The following is a 20,003-nucleotide window of genomic DNA, read 5'->3' on the forward strand; positions in this document are numbered from 1 at the left end:
CGCGCAGGCCCTTCCCTGTGGGGCCTGCGCCGGACGGAGAGCTCACCGGTGCGTCACCAGCTCACCGGAAGCTTGTGCAGGCCGTACACCCCCATGCTGTCCTTGAACGGCAGTTCCGCGACCGGGGTGGCCAGCTTCAGTCCGGGAATCCTCGCGAGGAGGGCGTTGAAGACGACCTCCAGCTCCAGTTTCGCGAGGTTCTGGCCGATGCACTGATGGATGCCGTGGCCGAACGCCAGGTGGTGCCTGCCGCCGCGCTCGATGTCCAGCCTGTCCGGGTCGGGGAACACCGCCTCGTCGTGGTTGCCGGAGGCGCTGAGCCCGATGACGCCCTCACCCGCGCGGATCAGCACCCCGCCGATCTCGAGGTCGGCCGTCGCCACCCGGGAGGTCACCTGGTCGGCGATGCTGAAGTAGCGCAGCAGCTCGTCGACGGCCTGCGGGGCCAGACCCGGGTCGGCCCTGAGCTTGGCCAGCTGGTCGGGGTTCTCCAGCAGGCCCACGACGCCGAGGGAGATCATGTTCGCGGTGGTCTCGTGACCGCCGACCAGGAGGACGTTCGCCATCCCGACCAGTTCCCCGTGGTCGAAGGTGCCGGTCTCCCGGTTCTTCACGACGAGCCTGCCGAGCAGATCGTCCCCCGGGTCCGCTTCCTGAGCGGTGACCAGCTCGGAGAAGTACGCGTGGAGCTCTTGATGCGCGCTGTTGCGCTCCTGTGGGTCGGCGTCGACCGACACCAGCTTGTTGGTGCGGTCCTGGAAGAACGCGCGGTCGCTGCGGGGCACCCCGAGCAGCTCGCAGATCACCAGGGACGGCACCGGGAGGGCGAGCGCCTCGACCAGATCGGCCGGCCCCTCGCCGGCGAGCATGGAGGAGATGCACTCGTCCACGATCTCCTCGACGCGGGGACGCAGTTGGAGCACCCGCTTGACGGTGAACTCCGGGATCACCATCTTGCGCTGCGCCGTGTGTACGGGCGGGTCCATGGCGAGCAGCACGGGCCGCATCTGCTCCATGACCTCCGGCGGCGCATCGAAGTGGAGTGGATAGCCCGGGTGGGCCAGGTTCGAGCTCACATGAGGGTCGGCGAGCAACTGTCGTATGTGCTCGTGCCGGGTGAGCAGCCACGCGGTCCGCCCGGAGACCAGAGTGACCTTGGTGATCGGCTGCTCGGCACGCAGGGACGCGTACTCCTTCGGCGGGTGGAGCGGGCAGGTCCTGGGGTAGGGATACGCGCTGTCCTGTCGGTCCGTCACGGTCTTCTCCGCGGGTAGTCCAGGGAAATCTCCTTACGGACTCCATTCAAGCGGAAGATGATCCACATCGTGGCGTTATCGGTGAATGAGGCCGAACTCACGTGGACCGCAGGGAGGAAAGTCGGCCGCCTTCCCGGCATGGCCCGTCCCGTGCTTTCGGTGGGAGGGGTCGGTACAGTGCGACATTGCAGTGATCGCGTAATCCGGAATGACCCCTTCCGCGTGGGGACGCGTCGATAGTACGTTGGATTTCATGTGCTCCACATCGTGGAGAGTTCGCTTGCGCCGTCGAAGTCACAGTGTGTGCCGAGGGGGAGTTGGAGCTATGTACCTTTCGATCGTCATGTGGGACCTGAAGAAGTCGGAAGCCACGGTGGAGAGCCTCAGGGAATACCTGCGGGACTATGCCGTGGACGCCTACTCCGCGCTGGACGGAATGCGGCTCAAGGCGTGGTTCTCCGATTCCGCGCGTCAGCTGTGGGGTGCGGTCTATCTGTGGGACAGCCCCGAGCAGATGCCCGGCCTGTACAAAGTCAGTCGCGTGATCGATCTCATCGGGTATCCGCCGACTTCGGTCGGTGGTTTCACGCTCGAGGCGACCGCCGAAGGGAAGAGCGTTCACGAGACACTGGCCGGCCTGGGGATCGCCCTGGAGGGCGGAACGCAGTAAGGGCAGGCGTGCGACCGGATGGGCGGGAGGTTTGCCGGGCCGGTCGGTTCGAGGGGCGGTCGAGGGCCGGAGCCGCGCGGGTGGCTTCGCCGCTCCGGCTGGCGGCCGGGTGTGGAGTGCCGCGCGGCGCCGGTGTCGCCCGCGCCGGGCATCACCGTGCTCGCGGAGGGTTCAGGTGTGTCGGACCGGCGCTTTCGCGTGTGTTCGGCACCGTCCGGTGGGCCGGGTGCTGTGCGCGGGCCTCGAGCTCCCGGGCGGGCGCGGTGCGCCGGCCCTCCCCGCCCGGACACGCGTATTCCGCACCGCTTCACGAAGATCATTCGGTGAAGGAGGCGGGGGCGCTCGTGCTAACGTCGTGATCGTGGCCAGCCTTGACACTATTACCGAACGCTCTGATTCTGCCGTACAACGCATCATCGATGTGACAAAGCATTCGAGGTCCGTTGTCCGCACGGTGCTGATCGAGGACATCGAGCCTCTTCTGCAGAGCATCCGTGCCGGAGTGGAATTCATCGAGATCTACGGACTCGACACCGTGCCTGTTCCGGACAGTCTGCTCGCCGAATGTGAACGGCGCAGAATTCCGGTCCGGCTGCTCGCCGCTTCGGTCGCCAATCAGGTCTTCAAGACCGAGAAGAAGCCCAAGGTATTCGGTATCGCCAAGGTCCCGCGGCCTCGTCGCCTGTCGGACCTGTCCGACATGACCGGTGACCTCATCCTGCTCGACGGAGTGAAGATCGTCGGCAATATCGGAGCCATCGTGCGGACCTCGTTCGCGCTCGGGGCCTCGGGAATCGTGCTCGTGGACAGCGATCTCGGCAGTATTGCGGACCGCCGTCTGATCAGGGCGAGCCGGGGCTATGTGTTCTCCCTTCCCATCGTTCTCGCGTCCCGGGCCGAGGCGCTCCAGTACTTCCAGGACAATGCGATGCGCCCGGTGGTGTTCGAGGCCGACGGGGATCTCGGCGTCGCTGATCTCGACGGTATGGACGAGCGACTTGTGCTCATGTTCGGCAGCGAGAGGATCGGCCCGTCGGGCGAGTTCTCCGACATCGCCGCCAAGTCGGTCTCCATTCCGATGAATCCCGCGGCCGAGTCCCTCAACGTATCGGTGTCGGCCGGAATCGCGCTGCACGCGAGGGCCCGCCGTAACCTCTCCCGGTAGTCCCGGCCGCAGAGCCCCGTCAAGGGCCCCGTCCTCCCCTCCGGGAGGGGCGGGGCCCTTGGCGTGCGCCGCCGGGAGCCCCCGCTACCGCGGCCGCCACATCCAGGGCGCCGCGTCCGGACCCAGGCCGGCGACCGAAGGCCGGCCGTCCGGGCCCAGGCGGAGCGAGGCCCCGTCCAGGGCGGCCGGCCCGTCGGTCCGCACGTGGAGCCCGCCGCCCATGAGCAGCTGGACGAGGCCCTCGGCGGTGCGGCCCAGCAGCACGGGCCCGCGCGGTGACGGGGCGGCGTCCACCGGCCCGTACCCGTCGAACCGCGCTCCGGGCACGGCCGTCCCCGCCCGAGCCGTGATCAGCCCGCTCCCGGCCGCTGCCCGGTAGTAGAGGGACACGGACCCGTCGGGAGCCGGGAGGGCGGCCGGCGCGTGGGCCGGGACGGGCGCCGCCGTGAGCTGTGTGCGAGCCGTGAGCCCCGCGGACGGGGTGTCCTGGGCCCAGTGGTGCACGGCGTGGTGGCCGGCGCCGAAGACGTGGACGCGTCCGCCCTCGTCCACGGCGGTGTGCAGGCCGTCCTGCACCTCTCCGCCGCCCATGTCCCGCCACGCGCTCCACCGCCCCGCCCCGTCCCGCACCCGGGTGCTGACGCCCTTCTCGGCGTCGCGTACGAAGAGATGGATCTGCCCGTCCGGAGCGGCGACGGCCACCGGTACGCCCGTGCGACGTACTTCGTCACGTCCGGGAGAAGGAGAGCCCAGGCCGCGCCAGGGGCGGAAGCCCCGGCCCGGGGCGCTCTGCTCCAGCACCACGATCTCGCGCTCGTTGTCGGCGCCGTGCCCGCCGAGTGCGGCGAAGCGGAGCCCGAACAGCAGCAGGCGCCCGTCCCGTGTGGTGGCCGAGCCCAGTGCGGGGGCGAGCGGGCCGCCGCCGAGGTCGTGCGGAGGCCCCCAGGCACCGCTGCCCGGCCCGGTCTCCTGCCACCGCACCACCCGCAGCCCCAGCACGGCATAGGCCGCGAGCCGGCCGTCCGGCTCGGCGGTGAGGACCGTGCGCGTGCCCGGGTAGCGGTGGTGGGTGGAGCGGACCCAGCCCTTGCGGTTGGTGAGCGGGCGGTCGCCGCCGACGTTGTAGTCACCGCAGCCGGACGGATTGCCGCAGTCCCAGTCGGGCGAGCCCCCGTAGGGGACGAGGTGGGCGGCCTTCCTCGCCAGTACCCCCTGCGGCAGGTTCTTCGGCCAGTGCCGGTTGTAGTAACCGCGGTAGGCGACCGTGACGAAGCCCGGTATCCGGCCACCGTCCGCGGTCGCCCGGGCCACCCAGCGGATCATCGCGGCCCACGCGAAGCAGGCCGCGGCCGTGTGGTCGGCGTGGTCGGAGTAACCGGGCTGTTCGCTGTCCCTGCGGCGGACGGCCTCCGTGCTGTGCTGGATGTCCGGGTCGGGGTCCAGGGTGTGGACGACGGTGGGCCGGTAGCTCTCCATCAGGCCGGTGAGGACCCCGACCAGCCCGTCGTACGTGTACGAGCCGGCGCGCCGCAGCGGCGATCCGTCGGCCACGACCGTACGCAGCACGAGCCGGCGATCCTGCCAGAGACTGGGCAGCCCGAGCCGGTGCCGGCCGGTGTGCATGGCCGTGTTGAGGAAGATCAACTCCACTCTGCGGCCGTCGGCCGCCAGCACGTTCACCTCGGCCCTGTGGTCCGGGCCGAGCTCGGCGACGGAGACCTCCCAGGGGGTGAAGGGCCGCAGCCCGAGCAGGGCGGCGTACGCCTGTCGCAGCCCCTGGTGGCGTGCGGAGGAGTACGCGCCCTTGTCCGGCGCCGGGCGGGGGCGGCCGGGGATCTTGTTGACGCCGTCGGCCTCACCGGCCGTGAGGTAGACGCACACCAGCGGTGTCCCGGCGTCGAGGGCGAGCCGGGTGTCCGGGTTCATGAAGTACAGGTCGTCGTCCGGGTGGGCGAGTATCTGCATCAGCAGCGCCCGCCGCCCGGTGCTGATCGGCTGCCCGGGGGCGGGATCAGGGGCCGGATCCGTACGCCGGGGCGCCGGAACCGAGCAGGCGCCGAGCGCCGCGCCCGTGGCGGCCATGGTCACGACGGTGCGCCGGCGCACACCGTTTCCGGGCAGGGCAGGTCCATCCGTCACGTCACGCACTCCGTCCGCGTCCCCCCGCAGCGGACGGGCGTGGGCCCAGAGCTGCGTGCTGTCGGTCAGCGCAGGTCAGGGCTTGGGCCTGCTCCTGCGGGGGGATAGACGGGGATCCGGGCCCGTGCGTTGCCCGGACGGCCGGGCAACACGTGCTACCCGGTCACGGCGGCGACGACCGAGGCCAGGAGGGCCAGCGCGGGCTGGGCGACGTCGGCCGCGCCGGAGAGCAGCTCCCGCAGGCGTTCCGCCCGGAGCCGGAAGGCGCCGGTGTCGGATTCCCCGGACAGCGTGGCCAGGTCGTGCACGGCCTGGGCTGCCTCGGCGCGGTCGGCCTCGGGCAGGTCGGTGCTCGACAGCGTCAGCTGGAGGAGCTGCCGCAGGTCATCGGCGTGCAGGGTGGTTCCGTGCTGGTTCTGGAAGTCCTGGATGACCGTGTTCACGGGACGGTTGACGAACGTGGTGTTCTGCCCGTGGAAGTTGTAGTTCTCCGTCATGGCGCTCCCCGTGGTGAGAATGACCTTGCAGTTGTTCAGGTGGTACCCGGTGCCGGGCGGGCGAGTCGGTGTCAGGGCGGCGCTGATGGCCTGTTGGGCCTCCGAGACCCTTCTGAACGCCTCCTCGTCGCGGTCCCGGGCGCTGCGGAGCAGCAGGTCGCGCAGTACGGCGGGGCCGTCGCCCTGAGCCCGGCCGGGCGGGAACTCGCCGTCCGGAGCGCCGAGTCCGGCGCCCGGCTGCTCGCCGAGGGCCTCGGTGATGCGGCCGAAGAGCGTGCGGAAGTAGCGGGGCGTGACGTCCTCCACGGGGAACACGACCTTCTGCTTACCCCAGGGGAGGTCCTGTCTGCCGTTGAACAGGACGAGACAGGGCAGCAGTTCGGGGGCCACCTTGAGGAGGGAGGCCACTTCGTAGGCACCCTGAGGGTCGTACGGCTGCCAGCGTAGCCAGCGCACGGACGCCAGGCTCCGGTACAGCTCCGGATCGAGGTGTTCGCGCCAGTACCTCCTGGCCTCGGCCCACCGGGCCCGGCGTTCCAGGAGGAACACGCGGACGGACGGGCCCGACAGTGCGTCGAGGTCCTCGAAATGCGTGCGGACGTAGGTCGCCAGCTCGGTGTCGGCGGTGGTGTAGAGGAGGACGCCCCACAGCCTGCCCCCGGCGTCGGGCGCGGCCCCGTTCATGGCCAGCTGCATGCGTTCCAGCAGGGCGGCCGGATTGGGTGCGGGGGCCAGCTCGTAGCAGCCCTGGGGCATGCGCTCGATGCACAGGACGACCAGGTCGCCGTCGGCCAGGCCGGACGCCTCGATGGTGAGGTCCTGGTCGAGTGCCTCATCCGTGGCCGGGTCGACCAGCCAGGTGCGCAGTGCGTCCGCAGCCGGTCCGGCCACACCCCTCCGCCCTGCTTCGGCCAGGGACCGCGTCAGGCATTCGGCGACCGTCGACGCCGGGTGGACCGCGATCTCGAACGCTCGGCCCAGCGCGGCGTCGTGCAGCTCCCGCCACCGGGACGGCCGGGCTTCGGCGTCCCGGGGCGGCGTACGGAACGCTTCCAGCTTCTGGAGGTGCCAGGCCGCTCTGCTGCCGTAGGGGCCGGAGAACGTGGCGTGATCCCCGTCGAGTACGTCGATCAGCAGGCGCACGGCGTCTCCCCCGGTGGACGTGTGGTCCCTGTGAGTCTCCGTCGCGTCCGTGGCCGGGCGCAACAGGCCGCGCCGGGCCGCCGGGTGAGGGTCCGTGCGACAAGTCCGTTGTCGGAGTGCCCGGTTGGTGCGCTGCGGGCAGCCTCAGGCACAGATCCATCACGTGATCATTACGGTTCGCATCGCACTCTTGTCCGAATGCGGGCCGACGGCGTGAGGTAGTGACGCCAGAGCTGTGTGGGGGAGTGGAACAGAACAGTGAGCAGTGACATGCCACCGGGGGAACCGGTCAACCGTCCGGACGGAGAGGGCTCCGTCTCCGACGAACAGTGGGCGGAACTCGTCCGGCAGGCCGAGAGCGGGGGGACCGACGCGCCGAAGGAGCCCTCGGCGCGCGCCCGCATGGTCACGGCGCGGCTGCGCGCGCTGGACGAGGAGGCGGCGGCCGGGCGGCGCCGGGGCCGGAAGAACAAGCCGGCCGAACCCTGGCGGCCCGAGGGGTGGCGCACCGGCCCCACCTGGGAGGAAACGCACGGGCGTGCACGGAAGCGGCGGCGTCTCGCCGCGGTCCTGGGGTTCGCCGTGGTCGTGGCGATCCTGGTGATCACCATGCGGCCGAGTCTGCTGACCGACCACCTGCCGGGAGGGGGCGACTCCGCGGACACCGGGCCCGCCGCCGGGCCCGTCGGCGTGGCGGACGCGGACCGGCCGACGCCGGAGGAGCCCTTCCGTGGTTCGCCCGCGCTCCACTGGGCGGACGGGGCGGCGGGGATCGAGCTCCCGGAGGCCGAGGCGACCGGAGGGATGAGCAAGGCCGAGGTCGAACACGCCCTGCGGGCGACCCGGCAGTTGCTCATCTCCGCCAACCTCGATCCGGCCACCCTGCGGGGGGAGAGCCCCGACGAGGCGCTGGAGCTGCTCGATCCGCTGCAGAAGGGGGAGCGGGAGCGGCTCGAGCGGTCACTGGCGGAGCCGAGCGAGGAGCAGGACCCGCTGATGCTGTTCAGCCGGTTCGACGCGGAGGAGGCACAGCTCGCCGGGGACGTCGTCAAGACGCGTGGGCGGATGACGTTCGAAGCGGGCGCTGCCGGCTCCGTGGAGGTGCACACCGACTACACCTTCGTCTACCCGCTGGTGAGGCCGGGTGGGGACGAGGTGGCGCGCACGATCGTGCGGCGGAGACTGACGACCGCGCTGCACGACCCGGAGCGGTTCGCGGCGACGCGCGGCAAGCTCTCCGTCGTCAGCTCCCAGCAGAACGTCGGCAACACCGACTGCGAGACCTACGACGGCTTCCTGCACCCGGCCTTCCCGAGCGACAGCGCGGAACCCGTCCCCGCCGGGCCCGACGTGGATCCCTACGACCGCGGCGAGTGGCAGCCCGAAGGGCCCTGCGGCAAGCTCACCCGTACGTGAGGTGAGCACGGCAAGCCCCGGGAGCCCGCGGTCTCCTCGGCCGAGGACGGACGCGGTGGCGGCGCGCTGACCCGTCACCCGGCAGCGTCCGGACCGATGAGTTCCCGCGCCCCACGGCGTCAGACAGCGGGGGGACGGCCGTCCCCCCGCCGAAGAACCCGGACCGGCCGTCGAGGCCGAAGAGAGAGCGGTGCGCGATGAAGCTGGTTGTGCAGGAGTTCCTGACGCTGGACGGTGTCTCCCAGGGCCCGGGGTCCGCGGACGAGGACACCAGTGGCGGGTTCGAGCGGGGCGGCTGGTTCGTGCCGTTCCTGGACGAGGAGTTCGACCGCCTGGCAGGCACCTGGCTCGGAGAGGCGGACGCGTTCCTGTTCGGCCGCCGTACGTACCAGAACTTCGCTCGGGACTGGCCGAAGATGACCGGCCATCCCTTCGCCGGCATCCTGAACGGCCTGCCGAAGTACGTGGCCTCCCACAGCCTGACCGAGGCCGGATGGGACCCCACCACGATCCTGTCCGGCGACGTTCCCGCCCAGGTCGCCGAAGTGAAGCGGCGGCCAGGCCGGGAGCTGCAGATCCACGGCAGCGCCCGGCTGGCGCAGTCCCTGCTGGCCGCGGGGCTCGTCGACACACTGCGGCTCGTGATCGCCCCGGTCGTGGTGGGCCAGGGCCGGCGCCTGTTCCCGGACGGTGGCGCACCGGCCGGCCTCCGGCTCGTCAGCCACCAGGTGACACCGGGCGGCCTGTCGGTGCACACCTTCGAGGCGGCGGGGCTTCCGGAGTTCGGGACCTACGGGGCCGAGGGGTAGCCCGGCTGCGCCCCCTGACCGGAACCTCCCGCCCGGGGGTGCCACCGGCGTCGGACGGAAGCTCCGGTGCCGGGCCGGCGGACCATGAAGACGTCCACCGGGTCCTCCCGCTCCACGGTGAAGCCGTGCCGCTCGTACAGGCCACGGGCGGCGCTGCCCTGCAGGACGTCCAGGCGGACCGGCACGCCCTCGGCGTCCGTACGCGCGAGGAGACCGGCCAGGACAGCGGTGCCGATGCCTCTGCCCCGGAGCTGCGGGGCGAGGTAGAAGTGCTCCAGCCACCAGCCGTCCTCGAAGGGCCGCAGGGCGACACAGCCCGCGAGAACCCCGTCGGCCTGCACCACGGAGGTGTGCTCGGGGGTGTAGGAGTCACGCAGGCGCTGCCGCACCCTGTGCTCGTCGTACCGGCCGAGCCGTTCCAGGTCGGGGCGCATGGCGACGGCCCGGAGCTCGGCCATGGCTTCCACGTCTTCGGAGGTGGCCGGGCGCAGGCCCCAGCCCTGTACGGCGCTCGTGGACATGGCGGGATTCTGTCAGGCCCGGCGAACCGTGATCACGGCCTCGCCCTGGCATATGCCTGAGGGGCCGCCTTCACTCGATCCACGGATACCGTCGAACCGGCACGCGACTGCGGCGCGAGCGAGGCCGCGAGCCCCCTGAAGGGCGCCTGCGTTTGGGAGGTCCCCCGCAGGGGGTAAGATCCCGGGCCGATTGGCCAGGCCTGCGACCCGTGTGGCACACTAGCCAGGTTGCTCGGTTGAGTGTCAATGCTGCGCGCCTCCCGCCGGGAGGACCGGAAGCGAGTCCCACAGTACTCGTCGACCCCATGCGGGTCGGACGTACGGGAATCTTTCGGGAAGTTCAGCAGGGCGCTGACCAGGCACCCGGTGGGGTTTCGCCCCCGGCAGCGCGGTTTCGGCCCGCACCCCCTTGGTTGGGAAATCCTTCGGGAGATCTTCGTAGAGGGGATGCGACACGCCCGACCGCGTGGGTCGGAGGCGGAGTTAGGAGAACTCCCGGGTTCCAGAGCGTTATTGAGAGACAGGACTACTAGTAGCCATGGCGGGACAGAAGATCCGCATCCGGCTCAAGGCCTACGACCACGAGGTCATCGACTCCTCGGCGAAGAAGATCGTCGAGACGGTGACCCGCACTGGTGCGTCGGTCGCAGGCCCGGTGCCGCTGCCCACTGAGAAGAACGTGTACTGCGTCATCAAGTCGCCGCACAAGTACAAGGACTCTCGCGAGCACTTCGAGATGCGCACGCACAAGCGCCTCATCGACATTCTCGACCCCACGCCGAAGACGGTTGACTCGCTGATGCGCCTCGACCTGCCGGCTGGCGTCGACATCGAGATCAAGCTCTGAGGGGACGGGCCGAGATGAGCAAGAACATCAAGGGCGTCCTGGGCGAGAAGCTCGGCATGACCCAGGTCTGGGACGAGAACAACCGGGTTGTCCCGGTGACCGTCGTCAAGGCCGGTCCGTGCGTCGTGACGCAGGTCCGTACGAACGACAGCGACGGCTACGAGTCGGTCCAGATCGCCTTCGGCGAGATCGACCCGCGCAAGGTGAACAAGCCCCTCAAGGGCCACTTCGCCAAGGCCGACGTGACCCCGCGCCGCCACCTGGTGGAGCTCCGCACCCCTGACGCCAGCGAGTACACGCTGGGCCAGGAGGTCACTGCCGAGGTGTTCGAGTCCGGCGTCAAGGTCGACGTCACGGGCAAGAGCAAGGGCAAGGGCTTCGCCGGTGTCATGAAGCGTCACAACTTCAAGGGCCTCGGCGCCGGCCACGGCGTCCAGCGCAAGCACCGTTCCCCCGGTTCGATCGGTGGCTGCGCCACCCCTGGGCGTGTCTTCAAGGGCATGCGCATGGCCGGTCGGATGGGTAACGAGCGCGTCACCACCCAGAACCTGACCATCCACGCGGTTGACGCGGAGAAGGGTCTGCTCCTCATCAAGGGCGCGGTCCCCGGTCCGAACGGCGGCCTCGTCCTGGTCCGTACCGCGGCCAAGGGGGCTTGAGGTAATGAGCACCATTGACATCCTTTCGCCGGCAGGCGACAAGGCCGGTACCGTCGAGCTCCCCGCGGAGATCTTCGACGCGAAGACCAGCGTTCCGCTGATCCACCAGGTCGTCGTCGCACAGCTGGCAGCTGCCCGTCAGGGCACGCACAAGACCAAGACCCGCGGCGAGGTCCGTGGTGGTGGGCGCAAGCCGTACCGCCAGAAGGGCACCGGCCGCGCGCGCCAGGGTTCGACCCGTGCGCCGCAGTTCGCCGGCGGTGGCGTCGTCCACGGCCCGCAGCCGCGTGACTACTCGCAGCGCACCCCGAAGAAGATGAAGGCCGCCGCCCTGCGCGGTGCCCTCTCGGACCGGGCGCGTCACTCCCGCATCCACGTCGTCACCGGCGTGGTCGAGGGTGGGATCTCCACCAAGGCCGCCAAGACGCTGCTCGGCAAGATCTCGGAGCGCAGCAACCTGCTCCTGGTCGTCGACCGTGCCGACGAGGCCGCGTGGCTGTCCGCTCGCAACCTGCCCCAGGTGCACATCCTGGAGCCGGGCCAGCTGAACACGTACGACGTGATCGTCTCTGACGACGTGGTCTTCACCCAGGCCGCTTTCGAGTCCTTCGTGTCTGGCCCCCAGACCGCTGAGACCGAAGGGAGCGCCGCCTGATGAGTGAGGCGACCGTCACCAGCTCGACCATCACGAGCAAGACCTACTCGGACCCGCGCGACGTTCTCGTCAAGCCGGTCGTGTCCGAGAAGAGCTACGCGCTGCTCGACGAGAACAAGTACACGTTCATCGTCGCGCCCGGCTCCAACAAGACCCAGATCAAGCAGGCCGTGGAAGCGGTCTTCTCGGTCAAGGTCACCGGGGTCAACACGATCAACCGGCAGGGTAAGCGCAAGCGCACCAAGACCGGTTTCGGCAAGCGCGCCGACACGAAGCGCGCCATCGTGACCCTCGCCGAGGGCGACCGTATCGACATCTTCGGCGGCCCGACCTCCTGACGGAGGTCGAGTCGTCCGGAATCGGACGAGGACTGAGAAATGGGTATCCGCAAGTACAAGCCGACGACCCCGGGCCGTCGTGGCTCCAGCGTCGCCGACTTTGTCGAGATCACGCGGTCCACGCCGGAGAAGTCGCTGGTCCGCCCCCTGCACAGCAAGGGCGGCCGTAACAACGCCGGTCGTGTGACCGTTCGCCACCAGGGCGGTGGCCACAAGCGCGCCTACCGAGTGATCGACTTCCGTCGTCACGACAAGGACGGCGTGCCGGCCAAGGTCGCGCACATCGAGTACGACCCGAACCGCACCGCGCGCATCGCGCTGCTGCACTACGCGGACGGCGAGAAGCGCTACATCATCGCCCCCCGTGGCCTGTCGCAGGGTGACCGCGTCGAGAACGGTCCGACCGCAGACATCAAGCCCGGCAACAACCTGGCGCTGCGCAACATCCCGGTCGGTACGACCCTCCACGCCATCGAGCTCCGGCCCGGCGGCGGCGCGAAGTTCGCCCGTTCCGCGGGTGCCTCCGTGCAGCTGCTCGCGAAGGAGGGCACGATGGCCCACCTTCGTATGCCTTCCGGAGAGATCCGGCTGGTCGACGCCCGCTGCCGCGCCACCATCGGTGAGGTCGGCAACGCCGAGCAGTCGAACATCAACTGGGGCAAGGCCGGCCGCATGCGCTGGAAGGGCGTTCGCCCGACCGTCCGCGGTGTCGCGATGAACCCGGTTGACCACCCGCACGGTGGTGGTGAAGGCAAGACCTCCGGTGGACGTCACCCGGTCTCGCCGTGGGGTCAGAAGGAGGGTCGTACTCGCTCGCCGAAGAAGGCATCGAGCAAGTACATCGTCCGCCGCCGCAAGACGAACAAGAAGCGCTAGGAGCGGGTTTAGATGCCGCGCAGTCTCAAGAAGGGGCCCTTCGTCGACGGCCACCTCATCAAGAAGGTGGACGTACAGAACGAGGCAGGCACCAAGAACGTCATCAAGACCTGGTCCCGTCGCTCGATGATCATCCCGGCCATGCTGGGTCACACCATCGCGGTGCACAACGGCAAGATCCACGTCCCGGTGTTCGTCACCGAGTCGATGGTCGGCCACAAGCTCGGCGAGTTCTCGCCGACTCGCACCTTCCGCGGCCACGTCAAGGACGACCGGAAGTCGAAGCGCCGCTAGCGCGGGGTGGAAACGACTATGACTCACACCGAAGGGACAACCATGGAAGCCAGGGCCCAGGCGCGGTACATCCGCGTCACGCCCATGAAGGCCCGCCGCGTGGTGGACCTCATCCGTGGCATGGATGCCACGGAGGCTCAGGCGGTCCTGCGTTTCGCCCCGCAGGCCGCGAGCGTGCCGGTTGGCAAGGTGCTTGACAGCGCCATCGCCAACGCTGCACACAACTACGACCACCCTGACGCCTCTTCGCTGGTCATCAGCGAGGCGTACGTGGACGAGGGCCCGACCCTGAAGCGGTTCCGTCCGCGTGCTCAGGGCCGTGCCTACCGGATCCGTAAGCGGACCAGCCACATCACCGTGGTCGTCAGCAGCAAGGAAGGAACCCGGTAATGGGCCAGAAGGTAAACCCGCACGGGTTCCGGCTCGGCATTACCACGGACTTCAAGTCCCGTTGGTACGCCGACAAGCTGTACAAGGACTACGTCAAGGAAGACGTCGCCATTCGTCGCATGATGACGAAGGGCATGGAGCGGGCCGGCATCTCGAAGGTCGAGATCGAGCGCACCCGCGACCGCGTCCGCGTTGACATCCACACCGCCCGCCCGGGCATCGTCATCGGCCGCCGTGGCGCCGAGGCCGACCGCATCCGTGGCGAGCTGGAGAAGCTGACCGGCAAGCAGGTCCAGCTGAACATCCTCGAGGTCAAGAACCCCGAGGTGGACGCTCAGCTGGTGGCCCAGGCCGTCGCCGAGCAGCTCTCCTCCCGTGTCTCCTTCCGTCGTGCCATGCGTAAGAGCATGCAGAGCACGATGAAGGCGGGCGCAAAGGGCATCAAGATCCAGTGCGGTGGCCGCCTCGGCGGCGCCGAGATGTCCCGCTCGGAGTTCTACCGCGAGGGCCGCGTGCCCCTGCACACGCTCCGTGCGAACGTCGACTACGGCTTCTTCGAGGCCAAGACGACCTTCGGCCGCATCGGCGTGAAGGTCTGGATCTACAAGGGCGACGTCAAGAACATCGCCGAGGTCCGCGCCGAGAACGCAGCGGCTCGCGCCGGCAACCGTCCGGCCCGTGGCGGCGCTGACCGCCCGGCCGGCCGTGGTGGCCGTGGTGGCGAGCGCGGCGGTCGCGGCCGCAAGCCGCAGCAGTCCGCGCCGGCAGCGGAGGCCCCCAAGGCCGACGCTCCCGCCGCCGCTGCTCCGGCTGAGAGCACCGGAACGGAGGCCTGACCGAAATGCTGATCCCCCGTAGGGTCAAGCACCGCAAGCAGCACCACCCGAAGCGCAGCGGCATGTCCAAGGGTGGCACGCAGGTTGCGTTCGGCGAGTACGGCATCCAGGCGCTGTCCCCGGCGTACGTGACGAACCGCCAGATCGAGGCAGCTCGTATCGCGATGACCCGCCACATCAAGCGTGGCGGCAAGGTCTGGATCAACATCTACCCGGACCGCCCCCTGACGAAGAAGCCTGCCGAGACCCGCATGGGTTCCGGTAAGGGTTCTCCCGAGTGGTGGATCGCGAACGTCAAGCCCGGTCGGGTGATGTTCGAGCTGTCCTACCCGAACGAGAAGATTGCTCGTGAGGCGCTCACCCGCGCTGCTCACAAGCTTCCGATGAAGTGCCGGATCGTTCGGCGCGAGGCAGGTGAGTCGTGATGTCGGCCGGTACCAAGGCGTCCGAGCTGCGCGAGCTGGGCGGCGAGGAGCTTCTCAACAAGCTCCGCGAGGCCAAGGAAGAGCTGTTCAACCTCCGCTTCCAGGCGGCGACGGGGCAGCTCGAGAACCACGGTCGGCTCAAGTCCGTCCGTAAGGACATCGCCCGGATCTACACCCTGATGCGCGAGCGCGAGCTGGGCATCGAGACGGTGGAGAGCGTCTGATGAGCGAGAGCACTGTGACTGAGACCAAGACCGACCGCGGCTTCCGCAAGACCCGTGAGGGTCTGGTCGTCAGCGACAAGATGGACAAGACCGTCGTCGTCGCTGTCGAGGACCGCGTCAAGCACGCGCTGTACGGCAAGGTCATCCGCCGTACGAACAAGCTCAAGGCCCACGACGAGCAGAACGCCGCAGGCGTCGGCGACCGCGTCCTCATCATGGAGACGCGTCCGCTGTCCGCGACGAAGCGCTGGCGCATCGTCGAGATCCTCGAGAAGGCCAAGTAATCCCTGAGGGGGTCTCCCCTCAGGCCAGTTCCGCCAGGCTCGGCAGGGGCTCCCGCAACGGGGCCCCTGCCGGGAACCGGCAGACGATCAGGAGATAGACGTGATCCAGCAGGAGTCGCGACTGCGTGTCGCCGACAACACGGGTGCGAAGGAAATTCTCACCATCCGTGTTCTCGGTGGCTCGGGTCGCCGCTACGCGGGCATCGGTGACGTCATCGTCGCCACCGTCAAGGACGCGATCCCCGGTGGCAACGTGAAGAAGGGTGACGTCGTCAAGGCCGTCATCGTTCGCACCGTCAAGGAGCGTCGCCGTCCGGATGGCTCGTACATCCGCTTCGACGAGAACGCCGCTGTCATTCTCAAGAGCGACGGCGACCCCCGCGGCACCCGTATCTTCGGCCCCGTGGGCCGAGAGCTGCGCGAGAAGAAGTTCATGAAGATCATCTCGCTCGCGCCGGAGGTGCTGTAAGCATGAAGATCAAGAAGGGCGACCTGGTTCAGGTCATCACCGGTAAGGACAAGGGCAAGCAGGGCAAGGTCATCGTCGCCTTCCCCGCTCAGGACCGCGTCCTCGTCGAGGGTGTCAACCGGGTCAAGAAGCACACCAAGGCCGGTCAGACGGCTCGCGGCTCGCAGACCGGTGGCATTGTCACCACCGAGGCCCCGATTCACGTCAGCAACGTTCAGCTGGTCGTGGAGAAGGACGGCAACAAGGTCGTCACCCGCGTCGGCTACCGCTTTGACGACGAGGGCAAGAAGATCCGCGTTGCCAAGCGGACCGGTGAGGACATCTGATGACTGCCACCACTGCGCCGCGTCTCAAGACGCGCTACCGCGAAGAAATCGCCGGCAAGCTGCGTGAGGAGTTCTCGTACGAGAACGTCATGCAGATCCCCGGTCTGGTCAAGATCGTGGTCAACATGGGTGTGGGCGACGCCGCCCGCGACTCCAAGCTGATCGACGGTGCCGTCAAGGACCTCACCACGATCACGGGCCAGAAGCCGGCCGTCACGAAGGCCCGCAAGTCGATCGCGCAGTTCAAGCTGCGCGAGGGGCAGCCGATCGGCTGCCACGTCACCCTCCGTGGTGACCGCATGTGGGAGTTCCTGGACCGTACGCTGTCGCTCGCGCTTCCGCGTATCCGTGACTTCCGTGGCCTGTCGCCGAAGCAGTTCGACGGCCGTGGCAACTACACCTTCGGTCTCACGGAGCAGGTCATGTTCCACGAGATCGACCAGGACAAGATCGACCGGGTCCGGGGCATGGACATCACCGTGGTCACCACGGCGACCAACGACGACGAGGGTCGTGCCCTGCTTCGTCACCTCGGCTTCCCGTTCAAGGAGAACTGACCGTGGCGAAGAAGGCTCTGATCGCTAAGGCCGCCCGTAAGCCGAAGTTCGGCGTGCGCGGGTACACCCGCTGCCAGCGCTGCGGCCGGCCCCACTCCGTCTACCGCAAGTTCGGCCTGTGCCGCGTGTGCCTTCGTGAGATGGCTCACCGTGGCGAGCTGCCGGGCGTGACCAAGAGCTCCTGGTAATTCCTCCTCGCCCTTTGGGCGTTGGGAGGACCAGAAAGCTCTCGGTAAGTATCCGGTCGGCAGGAGCCCCGCTCTTCATGCCGTAGGCTTGAAGGGTTGGGCGCCTGCCGCCCTGACCGACTTACTACGCCGTAGGTCCCCGCACCGCACCCGTCCCGCCACTGAGTGGGGAGAGGGATGGCGCATACAGGAAACCCCGGCGAGAGAGGCCGAAGGCCAACTCATGACCATGACTGATCCCATCGCAGACATGCTCACGCGTCTGCGTAACGCGAACTCGGCGTATCACGACGATGTCGCGATGCCGCACAGCAAGATCAAGTCGCACATCGCGGAGATTCTCCAGCAGGAGGGTTTCATCACCGGCTGGAAGGTCGAGGACGCCGAGGTCGGTAAGAACCTCGTCCTCGAGCTGAAGTTCGGGCCGAACCGCGAGCGTTCGATTGCCGGCATCAAGCGCATCTCGAAGCCGGGTCTGCGTGTATACGCAAAGTCCACCAATCTGCCGAAGGTTCTCGGCGGCCTGGGCGTGGCGATCATCTCCACGTCCCACGGTCTCCTGACCGGCCAGCAGGCCAGCAAGAAGGGCGTAGGTGGGGAAGTCCTCGCCTACGTCTGGTAGTCGGGAACGGAGGAATAGCTCATGTCGCGAATCGGCAAGCTCCCCATCCAGGTTCCCGCCGGTGTGGACGTCACCATCGATGGCCGCACGGTCGCGGTGAAGGGCCCCAAGGGTTCCCTCTCGCACACCGTCGCAGCGCCGATCGAGGTCACCAAGGGTGAGGACGGCGTGCTCAACGTCGTCCGCCCGAACGACGAGCGTCAGAACAAGGCCCTCCACGGCCTGTCCCGCACGCTGGTGGCGAACATGATCACCGGCGTGACCACGGGATACAGCAAGGCGCTCGAGATCAGCGGTGTCGGTTACCGCGTCCAGGCGAAGGGCTCCAACCTGGAGTTCGCCCTGGGCTACAGCCACCCGATCCTCATCGAGGCTCCGGAAGGCATCACCTTCAAGGTCGAGTCGCCCACGAAGCTCAGCGTCGAGGGCATCGACAAGCAGAAGGTCGGCGAGGTAGCCGCCAACATCCGCAAGCTGCGGAAGCCCGACCCGTACAAGGCCAAGGGCGTCAAGTACGCGGGCGAGGTCATCCGCCGCAAGGTCGGAAAGGCTGGTAAGTAGCCATGGCATACGGTGTGAAGATCGCCAAGGGCGACGCGTACAAGCGTGCCGCTCTCAAGCGGCGCCACATCCGCGTCCGCAAGCACATCTCCGGTTCGCCGGAGCGTCCCCGCTTGGTCGTGACGCGTTCCAACCGCCACATCGTGGCCCAGGTCATCGACGACATCGCGGGCCACACGCTCGCGTCGGCGTCGACCCTGGACACCTCGATCCGTGGTGCGGAGGGTGACAAGAGCGCCCAGGCCAAGCAGGTCGGCGCCCTGGTCGCCGAGCGTGCCAAGGCTGCAGGCGTCGAGGCCGTCGTGTTTGACCGCGGTGGTAACCAGTACGCCGGGCGGATTGCCGCTCTGGCTGACGCCGCCCGTGAAGCCGGGCTGAAGTTCTAAGCCCCGGTTCCAACGCACAGCGGACGTAACAGAGAGAGGTAAATCCAATGGCTGGACCCCAGCGCCGCGGAAGCGGTGCCGGTGGCGGCGAGCGGCGGGACCGGAAGGGCCGTGACGGTGGCGCAGCCGCCGAGAAGACCGCGTACGTCGAGCGCGTCGTCGCGATCAACCGCGTCGCCAAGGTAGTGAAGGGTGGTCGTCGCTTCAGCTTCACCGCGCTGGTCGTGGTGGGCGATGGTGACGGCACCGTCGGTGTCGGATACGGCAAGGCCAAGGAAGTTCCCGCGGCCATCGCCAAGGGCGTCGAAGAGGCCAAGAAGAGCTTCTTCAAGGTCCCGCGTATCCAGGGCACCATCCCTCACCCGATCCAGGGCGAGAAGGCTGCGGGCGTCGTCCTGCTCAAGCCTGCTTCCCCCGGTACCGGTGTGATCGCGGGTGGCCCGGTGCGTGCCGTTCTGGAGTGCGCCGGCGTCCACGACATCCTGTCGAAGTCGCTCGGTTCTTCGAACCCGATCAACATCGTGCACGCGACCGTGGCGGCCCTTCAGGGTCTGCAGCGTCCCGAGGAGATCGCGGCCCGCCGCGGTCTGCCCCTCGAGGACGTCGCCCCCGCGGCTCTGCTCCGTGCGCGTGCGGGAGCGGGTGCGTAATGGCTCGCCTCAAGATCACGCAGACGAAGTCGTACATCGGCAGCAAGCAGAACCACCGCGACACCCTGCGTTCGCTCGGGCTCAAGCGCCTGAACGACTCGGTTGTCAAGGAGGACCGCCCCGAGTTCCGCGGAATGGTTCACACCGTCCGCCACCTCGTGACGGTTGAGGAGGTTGACTGACATGGCGGAGAACAGCCCGCTGAAGGCCCACAACCTCCGGCCTGCCCCGGGCGCCAAGACCGCCAAGACCCGTGTGGGTCGTGGTGAGGCGTCCAAGGGTAAGACCGCAGGCCGTGGTACCAAGGGTACGAAGGCTCGTTACCAGGTTCCGGAGCGCTTCGAGGGTGGCCAGATGCCCCTCCACATGCGTCTCCCGAAGCTCAAGGGCTTCAAGAACCCGTTCCGCACGGAGTACCAGGTCGTGAACCTGGACAAGCTCGCGACGCTCTACCCCGAGGGTGGAGAGGTCACGGTGGCCGATCTGGTCGCCAAGGGCGCTGTGCGCAACAACCACCTCGTCAAGGTCCTCGGACAGGGCGAGATCTCCGTGGCGCTGCAGGTTTCGGTTGACGCCGTCTCCGGCTCCGCCAAGGAGAAGATCGCCGCTGCCGGCGGCACCGTCACCGAACTCGTCTGAGACAACTCGGACAGGACAGTGGCCTGAACACCCGACCGGGGATGCCTCTCATTTGGGGCATCCCCGGTTGGTCGTTCCTAGGGGGGCATGTACGCCGGTAAGGTGGCGTGCACTGTTGCTGTGGTAAGACCTGGGCAAGAGCCCGGGGTCCTTTGGCTGTT

Annotated in this window: 29 protein-coding genes; 25 read left to right on the top strand and 4 right to left on the bottom strand. The window is 68.5% G+C overall.

Annotated elements, in window-relative coordinates:
* Positions 1–53 precede the first annotated feature (53 nt).
* The gene (locus tag OO67_RS05250; protein WP_033297595.1) at positions 54–1,256 is read right to left on the bottom strand and encodes a cytochrome P450; all 1,203 of its coding nucleotides are present in this window, start codon (positions 1,254–1,256) and stop codon (positions 54–56) included.
* Between the two features lie 325 nt (positions 1,257–1,581).
* On the opposite strand from OO67_RS05250, the gene OO67_RS05255 reads away from it, so the two are divergent.
* Complete coding sequence (locus tag OO67_RS05255; RefSeq protein ID WP_033297596.1) at positions 1,582–1,926, top strand: hypothetical protein; 345 nt, start codon at positions 1,582–1,584, stop codon at positions 1,924–1,926.
* 361 nt (positions 1,927–2,287) lie between these two features.
* Positions 2,288–3,091, top strand: coding sequence for an NshR/TsnR family 23S rRNA methyltransferase (gene nshR / locus OO67_RS05260; RefSeq protein WP_033298694.1), 804 nt, complete (start codon positions 2,288–2,290; stop codon positions 3,089–3,091).
* An 84-nt stretch (positions 3,092–3,175) separates the two neighbouring features.
* Here nshR and OO67_RS05265 read toward each other — a convergent pair whose 3' ends face one another.
* Both OO67_RS05265 and OO67_RS39530 read right to left on the bottom strand, forming a co-directional pair.
* Entirely contained in the window at positions 3,176–5,173 is a 1,998-nt protein-coding gene (locus OO67_RS05265) for a PIG-L family deacetylase (RefSeq protein ID WP_078597761.1), read from the bottom strand.
* A 212-nt stretch (positions 5,174–5,385) separates the two neighbouring features.
* A complete protein-coding gene (locus tag OO67_RS39530; RefSeq protein ID WP_033297597.1) occupies positions 5,386–6,870 on the bottom strand; it encodes a hypothetical protein in 1,485 nt (494 codons plus the stop codon).
* A 270-nt stretch (positions 6,871–7,140) separates the two neighbouring features.
* Between OO67_RS39530 and OO67_RS05275 the strand changes: the two genes are divergently transcribed.
* Together OO67_RS05275 and OO67_RS05280 are read left to right on the top strand one after the other, a co-directional pair.
* Entirely contained in the window at positions 7,141–8,286 is a 1,146-nt protein-coding gene (locus tag OO67_RS05275) for a hypothetical protein (RefSeq protein WP_033297598.1), read from the top strand.
* Positions 8,287–8,483: 197 nt separating this feature from the next.
* Positions 8,484–9,095 (top strand): dihydrofolate reductase family protein, encoded by a 612-nt coding sequence (locus OO67_RS05280; RefSeq protein WP_033297599.1) that lies wholly within the window; start codon positions 8,484–8,486, stop codon positions 9,093–9,095.
* Here OO67_RS05280 and OO67_RS05285 read toward each other — a convergent pair.
* Positions 9,077–9,616 carry a GNAT family N-acetyltransferase gene (locus tag OO67_RS05285; RefSeq protein ID WP_078597651.1) on the bottom strand — a complete coding sequence of 180 codons (540 nt, stop codon included), beginning with the start codon at positions 9,614–9,616 and terminating at the stop codon, positions 9,077–9,079. The two genes, OO67_RS05280 and OO67_RS05285, sit on opposite strands and share 19 nt — an antisense overlap.
* A gap of 538 nt (positions 9,617–10,154) precedes the next feature.
* On the opposite strand from OO67_RS05285, the gene rpsJ reads away from it, so the two are divergent.
* The 21 genes from rpsJ to rplO all read left to right on the top strand — a co-directional run bounded on the left by rpsJ (position 10,155) and on the right by rplO (position 19,842).
* Entirely contained in the window at positions 10,155–10,463 is a 309-nt protein-coding gene (gene rpsJ, locus OO67_RS05290; protein ID WP_003948644.1) for a 30S ribosomal protein S10, read from the top strand.
* A 14-nt stretch (positions 10,464–10,477) separates the two neighbouring features.
* Positions 10,478–11,122: a 50S ribosomal protein L3 gene (rplC, locus tag OO67_RS05295; RefSeq protein WP_014154591.1), complete on the top strand. Its 645-nt coding sequence runs from the start codon at positions 10,478–10,480 to the stop codon at positions 11,120–11,122.
* Positions 11,123–11,126: 4 nt separating this feature from the next.
* Entirely contained in the window at positions 11,127–11,777 is a 651-nt protein-coding gene (gene rplD / locus OO67_RS05300) for a 50S ribosomal protein L4 (RefSeq protein ID WP_033297600.1), read from the top strand.
* Positions 11,777–12,115 (top strand): 50S ribosomal protein L23, encoded by a 339-nt coding sequence (gene rplW, locus OO67_RS05305; RefSeq protein WP_031096361.1) that lies wholly within the window; start codon positions 11,777–11,779, stop codon positions 12,113–12,115. The genes rplD and rplW overlap by 1 nt, the downstream gene beginning before the upstream one ends.
* 39 nt (positions 12,116–12,154) lie before the next feature.
* Entirely contained in the window at positions 12,155–12,991 is an 837-nt protein-coding gene (gene rplB / locus OO67_RS05310) for a 50S ribosomal protein L2 (protein ID WP_033297601.1), read from the top strand.
* A gap of 12 nt (positions 12,992–13,003) precedes the next feature.
* On the top strand, positions 13,004–13,285 hold the full coding sequence (rpsS, locus tag OO67_RS05315) for a 30S ribosomal protein S19 (protein ID WP_023539342.1): 282 nt from the start codon (positions 13,004–13,006) through the stop codon (positions 13,283–13,285).
* Positions 13,286–13,327: 42 nt separating this feature from the next.
* On the top strand, positions 13,328–13,675 hold the full coding sequence (gene rplV, locus OO67_RS05320; RefSeq protein ID WP_026290933.1) for a 50S ribosomal protein L22: 348 nt from the start codon (positions 13,328–13,330) through the stop codon (positions 13,673–13,675).
* A complete protein-coding gene (gene rpsC, locus OO67_RS05325) occupies positions 13,675–14,511 on the top strand; it encodes a 30S ribosomal protein S3 (RefSeq protein WP_014047784.1) in 837 nt (278 codons plus the stop codon). The genes rplV and rpsC overlap by 1 nt, the downstream gene beginning before the upstream one ends.
* Before the next feature lie 5 nt (positions 14,512–14,516).
* Positions 14,517–14,936 (top strand): 50S ribosomal protein L16, encoded by a 420-nt coding sequence (gene rplP / locus OO67_RS05330; protein ID WP_014154587.1) that lies wholly within the window; start codon positions 14,517–14,519, stop codon positions 14,934–14,936.
* Entirely contained in the window at positions 14,936–15,160 is a 225-nt protein-coding gene (rpmC, locus tag OO67_RS05335) for a 50S ribosomal protein L29 (protein WP_033297602.1), read from the top strand. Before rplP ends, rpmC begins: the two co-directional genes overlap by 1 nt.
* Positions 15,160–15,444, top strand: coding sequence for a 30S ribosomal protein S17 (gene rpsQ, locus OO67_RS05340; RefSeq protein WP_033297603.1), 285 nt, complete (start codon positions 15,160–15,162; stop codon positions 15,442–15,444). The genes rpmC and rpsQ overlap by 1 nt, the downstream gene beginning before the upstream one ends.
* Before the next feature lie 100 nt (positions 15,445–15,544).
* On the top strand, positions 15,545–15,913 hold the full coding sequence (gene rplN, locus OO67_RS05345) for a 50S ribosomal protein L14 (RefSeq protein WP_033297604.1): 369 nt from the start codon (positions 15,545–15,547) through the stop codon (positions 15,911–15,913).
* 2 nt (positions 15,914–15,915) lie between these two features.
* A complete protein-coding gene (gene rplX, locus OO67_RS05350) occupies positions 15,916–16,239 on the top strand; it encodes a 50S ribosomal protein L24 (RefSeq protein ID WP_014047788.1) in 324 nt (107 codons plus the stop codon).
* Positions 16,239–16,796, top strand: coding sequence for a 50S ribosomal protein L5 (gene rplE, locus OO67_RS05355; RefSeq protein WP_033297605.1), 558 nt, complete (start codon positions 16,239–16,241; stop codon positions 16,794–16,796). The genes rplX and rplE overlap by 1 nt, the downstream gene beginning before the upstream one ends.
* Before the next feature lie 2 nt (positions 16,797–16,798).
* Positions 16,799–16,984, top strand: coding sequence for a type Z 30S ribosomal protein S14 (locus tag OO67_RS05360; protein ID WP_003948630.1), 186 nt, complete (start codon positions 16,799–16,801; stop codon positions 16,982–16,984).
* Between the two features lie 223 nt (positions 16,985–17,207).
* On the top strand, positions 17,208–17,606 hold the full coding sequence (rpsH, locus tag OO67_RS05365) for a 30S ribosomal protein S8 (protein ID WP_028439249.1): 399 nt from the start codon (positions 17,208–17,210) through the stop codon (positions 17,604–17,606).
* A gap of 21 nt (positions 17,607–17,627) precedes the next feature.
* Positions 17,628–18,167 (top strand): 50S ribosomal protein L6, encoded by a 540-nt coding sequence (gene rplF, locus OO67_RS05370; protein WP_033297606.1) that lies wholly within the window; start codon positions 17,628–17,630, stop codon positions 18,165–18,167.
* Positions 18,168–18,169: 2 nt separating this feature from the next.
* The gene (rplR, locus tag OO67_RS05375; RefSeq protein ID WP_033297607.1) at positions 18,170–18,553 is read left to right on the top strand and encodes a 50S ribosomal protein L18; all 384 of its coding nucleotides are present in this window, start codon (positions 18,170–18,172) and stop codon (positions 18,551–18,553) included.
* Between the two features lie 47 nt (positions 18,554–18,600).
* A complete protein-coding gene (gene rpsE / locus OO67_RS05380; protein WP_014047793.1) occupies positions 18,601–19,203 on the top strand; it encodes a 30S ribosomal protein S5 in 603 nt (200 codons plus the stop codon).
* The gene (gene rpmD, locus OO67_RS05385; protein WP_003966943.1) at positions 19,203–19,385 is read left to right on the top strand and encodes a 50S ribosomal protein L30; all 183 of its coding nucleotides are present in this window, start codon (positions 19,203–19,205) and stop codon (positions 19,383–19,385) included. The genes rpsE and rpmD overlap by 1 nt, the downstream gene beginning before the upstream one ends.
* 1 nt (position 19,386) lies before the next feature.
* Entirely contained in the window at positions 19,387–19,842 is a 456-nt protein-coding gene (gene rplO / locus OO67_RS05390) for a 50S ribosomal protein L15 (RefSeq protein WP_014047794.1), read from the top strand.
* The last annotated feature ends 161 nt before the right edge of the window (positions 19,843–20,003 follow it).

This window comes from Streptomyces atroolivaceus (assembly GCF_000717025.1).
Lineage (GTDB): Bacteria > Actinomycetota > Actinomycetes > Streptomycetales > Streptomycetaceae > Streptomyces > Streptomyces atroolivaceus.

Excerpts from the sequence above, each read along its gene's own strand:
- rplP (WP_014154587.1), top strand. The coding sequence starts at position 14,517 with ATGCTGATCCCCCGTAGGGTCAAGCACCGCAAGCAGCACCACCCGAAG.
- rplV (WP_026290933.1), top strand. The coding sequence starts at position 13,328 with ATGGAAGCCAGGGCCCAGGCGCGGTACATCCGCGTCACGCCCATGAAG.
- rplD (WP_033297600.1), top strand. The coding sequence starts at position 11,127 with ATGAGCACCATTGACATCCTTTCGCCGGCAGGCGACAAGGCCGGTACC.
- rpsC (WP_014047784.1), top strand. The coding sequence starts at position 13,675 with ATGGGCCAGAAGGTAAACCCGCACGGGTTCCGGCTCGGCATTACCACG.
- rplE (WP_033297605.1), top strand. The coding sequence starts at position 16,239 with ATGACTGCCACCACTGCGCCGCGTCTCAAGACGCGCTACCGCGAAGAA.
- rpsH (WP_028439249.1), top strand. The coding sequence starts at position 17,208 with ATGACCATGACTGATCCCATCGCAGACATGCTCACGCGTCTGCGTAAC.
- OO67_RS05275 (WP_033297598.1), top strand. The coding sequence starts at position 7,141 with ATGCCACCGGGGGAACCGGTCAACCGTCCGGACGGAGAGGGCTCCGTC.
- rpsE (WP_014047793.1), top strand. The coding sequence starts at position 18,601 with ATGGCTGGACCCCAGCGCCGCGGAAGCGGTGCCGGTGGCGGCGAGCGG.
- rplR (WP_033297607.1), top strand. The coding sequence starts at position 18,170 with ATGGCATACGGTGTGAAGATCGCCAAGGGCGACGCGTACAAGCGTGCC.
- OO67_RS05265 (WP_078597761.1), bottom strand. The coding sequence starts at position 5,173 with ATGGCCGCCACGGGCGCGGCGCTCGGCGCCTGCTCGGTTCCGGCGCCC.
- rpmC (WP_033297602.1), top strand. The coding sequence starts at position 14,936 with ATGTCGGCCGGTACCAAGGCGTCCGAGCTGCGCGAGCTGGGCGGCGAG.
- rpsS (WP_023539342.1), top strand. The coding sequence starts at position 13,004 with ATGCCGCGCAGTCTCAAGAAGGGGCCCTTCGTCGACGGCCACCTCATC.
- OO67_RS05255 (WP_033297596.1), top strand. The coding sequence starts at position 1,582 with ATGTACCTTTCGATCGTCATGTGGGACCTGAAGAAGTCGGAAGCCACG.
- OO67_RS05285 (WP_078597651.1), bottom strand. The coding sequence starts at position 9,616 with ATGTCCACGAGCGCCGTACAGGGCTGGGGCCTGCGCCCGGCCACCTCC.
- rpmD (WP_003966943.1), top strand. The coding sequence starts at position 19,203 with ATGGCTCGCCTCAAGATCACGCAGACGAAGTCGTACATCGGCAGCAAG.
- rplB (WP_033297601.1), top strand. The coding sequence starts at position 12,155 with ATGGGTATCCGCAAGTACAAGCCGACGACCCCGGGCCGTCGTGGCTCC.
- rplW (WP_031096361.1), top strand. The coding sequence starts at position 11,777 with ATGAGTGAGGCGACCGTCACCAGCTCGACCATCACGAGCAAGACCTAC.
- rplF (WP_033297606.1), top strand. The coding sequence starts at position 17,628 with ATGTCGCGAATCGGCAAGCTCCCCATCCAGGTTCCCGCCGGTGTGGAC.
- rplC (WP_014154591.1), top strand. The coding sequence starts at position 10,478 with ATGAGCAAGAACATCAAGGGCGTCCTGGGCGAGAAGCTCGGCATGACC.
- OO67_RS05280 (WP_033297599.1), top strand. The coding sequence starts at position 8,484 with ATGAAGCTGGTTGTGCAGGAGTTCCTGACGCTGGACGGTGTCTCCCAG.
- rpsQ (WP_033297603.1), top strand. The coding sequence starts at position 15,160 with ATGAGCGAGAGCACTGTGACTGAGACCAAGACCGACCGCGGCTTCCGC.
- rplO (WP_014047794.1), top strand. The coding sequence starts at position 19,387 with ATGGCGGAGAACAGCCCGCTGAAGGCCCACAACCTCCGGCCTGCCCCG.
- rplX (WP_014047788.1), top strand. The coding sequence starts at position 15,916 with ATGAAGATCAAGAAGGGCGACCTGGTTCAGGTCATCACCGGTAAGGAC.
- rpsJ (WP_003948644.1), top strand. The coding sequence starts at position 10,155 with ATGGCGGGACAGAAGATCCGCATCCGGCTCAAGGCCTACGACCACGAG.